Source organism: uncultured Meiothermus sp. (assembly GCF_937863175.1).
Classification (GTDB): Bacteria; Deinococcota; Deinococci; order Deinococcales; family Thermaceae; genus Meiothermus.
Map to the genome: position 1 here is coordinate 1 of NZ_CALMCQ010000043.1, position 4960 is coordinate 4960.

The 4960-nt window shown below is 60.5% G+C and carries 5 protein-coding genes; 4 read left to right on the forward strand and 1 reads right to left on the reverse strand.

The genetic code is table 11. The annotated features are described in order from the left end of the window. Window positions 1-185 precede the first annotated feature (185 nt). The 3 genes from Q0288_RS01825 (at window position 186) to Q0288_RS01835 (ending at window position 3505) form a co-directional block, all read left to right on the forward strand. Complete coding sequence (locus Q0288_RS01825) at window positions 186-1196, forward strand: ABC transporter permease (protein ID WP_299426279.1); 1011 nt, start codon at window positions 186-188, stop codon at window positions 1194-1196. A gap of 8 nt (window positions 1197-1204) precedes the next feature. Next, on the forward strand, window positions 1205-2422 hold the full coding sequence (locus Q0288_RS01830) for an ABC transporter permease (RefSeq protein WP_299426282.1): 1218 nt from the start codon (window positions 1205-1207) through the stop codon (window positions 2420-2422). A 201-nt stretch (window positions 2423-2623) separates the two neighbouring features. Continuing rightward, window positions 2624-3505 (forward strand): hypothetical protein, encoded by an 882-nt coding sequence (locus tag Q0288_RS01835; RefSeq protein WP_299426285.1) that lies wholly within the window; start codon window positions 2624-2626, stop codon window positions 3503-3505. Here the strand turns inward: Q0288_RS01835 and truA are convergent. Then, entirely contained in the window at window positions 3493-4311 is an 819-nt protein-coding gene (gene truA / locus Q0288_RS01840; RefSeq protein ID WP_299426291.1) for a tRNA pseudouridine(38-40) synthase TruA, read from the reverse strand. The genes Q0288_RS01835 and truA overlap by 13 nt on opposite strands. Window positions 4312-4546: 235 nt before the next feature. Between truA and Q0288_RS01845 the strand changes: the two genes are divergently transcribed. Further along, window positions 4547-4960: cytochrome P460 family protein (locus Q0288_RS01845; RefSeq protein WP_299426288.1), on the forward strand; the 414-nt coding region annotated here is incomplete at its 3' end.

Consider the following 4960-nt stretch of genomic DNA (forward strand, 5'->3'; position numbering starts at 1 on the left):
CAAAAGGTCTACGACCAGGCCCGGTACGGCCAACGCATCCGATAGCCCCCCCGGTGGTTTTTCTCCAGCCCCCTCCACCTGGAGGGGGCTGGGTAGTGTGCGGCGGGTCAATCCACCGGTTGGTGGATGTTTCGGCCAGGGGCCGGATAGATACAAAAAAGGGGATGGGGCAGTAAAATAGGGGAGTGTTTACTTACACCATGCGCCGAATCCTGCAAATGATTCCGCTATTGTTTGCAGCCTCTGTAGTCATTTTCACTTTGCTGGCTCTACAGCCTGGCGACCCGCTCGATGAGTTGCGCCAGCAGAACCCCCGCATCACCGCCGAGCAGCTCGAGCAGCTTCGCCGGGCCTATGGCCTCGACCAGCCTGTTTATGTGCGCTATTTCAAGTGGCTTGGACGGGCCCTGCAGGGCGACTTTGGGCAGTCCCGCACCTACGCTTCCCCCGCTGCGCAACTGGTTTTTTGCCAGCGGTTGCCCCGTACCCTCATCCTTTCGGGCGCAGCGCTAACCCTGGCTTTGCTGGTGGCCATCCCGGTGGGCATTTTTTCGGCGGTTCGGCAGTATAGCCGGGCCGATTATGCCATCACCTTTATGTCCTTTGTCGGCTTTTCAATGCCGGTATTCTTTTTGGGAATTCTGTTGTTGTTTGTCTTTGCGGTCTGGCTACCCGAACAGTTACCCTGGTTCCCGCGCTTCCCCGTACAAAGTATCTCCGATTTCCAGTGGGTGCAGGTCACCAGTGGAGAGATCAGCTTTTTCCAGTTTATCGGGGACTGGGTCTTTAAGCTGGTTTTGCCCGTGCTGGCGCTTTCGACCATCCAGATGGCGGCCTGGACGCGCTACATGCGGGCCAGTTTGCTCGAGGTTCTGAACCAGGACTACGTCCGCACGGCTCGAGCCAAGGGGTTGGGCGAGCGGATCGTGCTCTACAAGCACGCCCTGCGCAACGCCCTGATTCCGATTGTGACGCTGGTAGGGCTGGCGATTCCGGGAGTTTTCGGGGGTGCAGTCATCACCGAGACGATTTTCTCCTATCCTGGCATGGGGCGGGCCATTTTCGACTCCCTGGTGGAGAAAGATTACAACGTGGCAATGGCCGCGCTGGCGTTCCTGGCGTTGCTCACCGCAACCTTCAACCTGTTGGCCGATCTGATGTATGCGGTGGTGGACCCTCGCATCCGCTATAGTTAGGGGGTTTTATGGCTGCTGTCTCATCTACTTCCCCACAAAAACCCCAGTCCACCTGGTCGCTGGCCTGGCGTCGGTTCAAAAAGCATAAGGCCGCCATGGTTTCGCTTGGAGTGGTGATCGCTCTGGTGCTGATGGCAATTTTTGCCCCCTGGATCGCGCCCTACAGCCCCACTGCCCAGCCCACCGGCGAAAACCTGGCCGACTACTACTTCCGGGGCCCCTCGGCTGAACACTGGCTGGGCACCGACGAGCTGGGCCGCGACGTACTCTCGCGCATTATCTACGGGGCGCAGATATCCCTTCTGGTAGGGTTTGTGGCTGCTTTTGCAGCTGCCTTGCTGGGAACCACCCTGGGTGTGATCGCGGGGTACTTCTCCGGTAGACCGCTGCGCTTTTATGCCGGCCCCCTGCTCAGGCAGGCGGGTGGCTGGAACCCCTGGCCCTTTGCGGTGTGGCGGGTGGTGTCCTGGTTTTTGCTGTACTTGCTGCTTTTTCTGGTGGCCGACCTGGCCTGGATTCTATCTGGTTCCAATGTGCAAGCCTTGTTTGCCGGCACGGTTTCTCTCAACAATGTCCTCTCGCTGCTGGGTCTGGTGCTGGTCTGGGGTGCGGTGCTATTCATTGCCGGATGGGGTCTTTTTGGCCAGGGTAGACTCGACCTGGACGTCGTAATTTCGCGCTTCATGGACTTTATGCTGACCATCCCCGAGCTTCCCCTGCTGCTGGTACTCTCGGCGCTGTTGCGGGATACCCAGGGGGTGGTGGGCCAGTGGGCCGATAGCGTTTTTGGCGAGTCGGCCTCGGTCGTTATCATCATCACGATTATTGTGCTGTTTGGCTGGATTGGAACCGGTCGTCTGATCCGGGGGGCTGTGCTGAGCTTGCGCGAACAGGACTTCACCACCGCCGCCCAGGCCCTGGGGGCCGGGGAGGCCCGAATCATGTTCCGCCATCTGGTGCCCAATACCCTGGCTCCCTTGATCGTGAACGCTACCCTGGCCATCGGGGGGGCTATACTGACCGAAGCCGCCCTCTCGTTTTTGGGCTTCGGCATCCAGCCGCCGGTAGCAACCTGGGGCAACATGCTCACCAAGGCCCAGGAATACATCTTTTCTGCACCCTGGCTGGCCCTGGCGCCGGGTTTCATGATCTTTCTGACGGTGCTGGCCTTCAACTACCTGGGAGATGGCCTGCGGGATGCGCTCGACCCGCGCAGCAGGCTCTAGTGGGCTTTGGCTTGACCTCCGGGGGTGGGGGTTTGGGTAAATAGGTGTGGATTTCGGCCCGGGTTTGGGCGGGATGGGCGGTATGGTATTGGAATGCGTCGTGTGCTATGGGTGTGTTTTTTAGCCTTGTTGCAGCCAGTTTTTGCGCAGAACGGTTCCGAGTTCAGGGTTTGGTGGGGCTGTCTGGCTCCAGAAGAAAAGGTGGTCTGTCTGCAGCCCTCGGGGCTGGTGCAGTTTGGCCTGAGTCGTAACGGGGTTCTAAACCAGCCCGCCCTGCTGGAGCCGGGGGTGGCACTGGGCGGACGTTTGCTGGCCCAGACCCGGTGGGAGGGGGTCGAAATCCGAGCCGATCTGGGCCTGTGGTACGAATCGGTAGTGCAGCTTGGACTTCTGGAAGCCTATGCCCAGGTGGATCTGGCGGAGTTCAGCCTGAGTCTGGGTAAGCGTCGAGAGTATAGCGGCCCCTGGGACGATACCCTGGTGGGACGGGACGGGCGGTGGGGGGTATTTGCCCGGTATAGTTCAGCCGAGATGCCTGGGCTGGGGGTCGAAATGGCCTACCTGCCCAGTCCGGGGTTTGCGGGGGGTCAGGGTTTTGTGGGGGCCAGTGCAGGCCTGTTCCAGCTGGGTACTTTTGTCGAAATTGTGCAGGTGCCCACGGGTCTGGGGGAACTGGAGTCCACCTTGAGCCTCCATCCCAGGGTGGGGTTGCAGGGTCAGGAGGTGGGGATTTTCTGGCAGTCGGATCGGGGATTCTGGAGTAGCGCTTCCCTGCCGCTTCCCTCGGGGCAGGCTCTGGCCTTTGTTTTGCAGTGTCCCTGTGATCCCCAGACCCAGGTCTGGATAGAGACCCTGGATCGAAGCCGTTTTGAACTGCTTTTGTGGTGGAACCCCGAATGGGATTATCTGGGCGAGAATAGCCCCTTCCTGCCCGAGGAGCGGTTCCTGGCCTGGTTGCAGGAGCCGCGCAAACTGCTAATCGGAACCGCGTATAGCTGGAATGACCAGTTGCGCCTGGGAGTAGACCTCTCCAGGGCTCCGGTAGAGGCGGTGCGGCTCTACCTCCGGTTTTACTGGCGGTAGGGCTGGTAGCCAGCGCGTACAAAGTAGAGGCCATGGGCGGGAGCCGTAACGCCTGCGTCTTTGCGGGTACCGCCCTCGAGCAAGGCTGCAATGGAACTCGAGTCGCGCTTGCCCAACCCTACCTCTACCAGCGTGCCCACCATGCTGCGCACCTGTCCGCGCAGAAATCCCGAACCCACAAACTCAATCCATATTTCCCGCCCGCCCTCCGTGGGCCACACTTCCAGATGGGTACGGAAGATTTGCCGGATGGTGGTGCGCTCTTCTTTGATGGCAAAAGCCCTGAAATCGTGGGTGCCGGGCAGGTATTCCAGCGCATGGCGCATGGGAATCAGGTTGAGGGAGTGGGGAATCCACCAGGCCCGAGTGCGCTCCAGGGCTGGCGGCATCCGGCGTTGGGCGATACGGTAGCGGTACTCGCGCCAGTGGCAGCTTTTGCGGGCATGAAAATCGGCGGACACCTCCTGGGCCGCAATGGCCCGAATGTCCGCTGGCAGCAGGCTGTTGAGGGCATAGGGGATTTTCTCGGTGGGGATGCTGTCTTCGGTGTCGTAATGCACCGGCATGGCAATGGCATGCACCCCGGCGTCGGTGCGGCCGCTGGCCCAGATTCGAGGCTTTGTGCCAGGGATTTTGCCCAAAGCTGCCTCGAGTACCTGCTGCACGGTGCGCACCGGCCTGACTTTCAACCTACCGCTATCCCCTTCGGCGGAAGGGACGAAGGGCGGAGGCTTCCCCCGGGCCTGGGTTTGCAGCCCGGCAAAGTGGGTGCCGTCATACTCGAGGGTTAGCAGGATGCGCCGCAGCCTCGAGGTGGATTCCAGGGATGGTTCCGGGTCTTTCAAAGCCAATGCCATTTTAGAGCACTCTTCTTCAAGTTAGGCCCGCAGTTCCCTTTGCCGCGCCACCGGATCATAACCGATGGTGCGATTTTCCAGTCTAGCACAGCCCGCTGCCGGACCATGCAGCGTCGGCTCTGTGTTAAGTTCGATACACAAATCCGTCCCGAGCCTGGATAACCTGAACTCCGGGAGGGAACCCATGAAAAAGTGGATGTTGTTGGTCGGGCTGTTGGCAGCGGGGGTGGTGCTGGCCCAGGTGGCGAGCCTGGCAGAAAATATCCGTGGATATGCGGGGTGGACCCGGGTGAATGTCAGCAAAATCAACACTGCCGGGGCACACCCGCTGGGTAAGGATGTCTATGTCAACCTGACCCCGGAACGGCTCCTGGCGGCGGGCGGCGGCTACAGTCTGCCCTTTGCGCCAGGAACTATTTTTGTCAAGGAACGCACCGATCCCACCAGTCTGGTGGTGACCCATATCTGGGTTATGCAAAAACGCAGCAGCACCGCAGGCGACTGGGCCTGGGCTGCCTATGAACGCAAAGGCGATACCTACCAGGGAGGGGTTCTGGCGAGCCCGGCCATGTGCGTGGACTGCCACCAGCGGGCGAAT

What these genes read in the sequence shown, in the direction of transcription:
- Q0288_RS01830 (WP_299426282.1), top strand. Translation starts at nt 1,205, where the DNA reads ATGGCTGCTGTCTCATCTACTTCCCCACAAAAACCCCAGTCCACCTGG.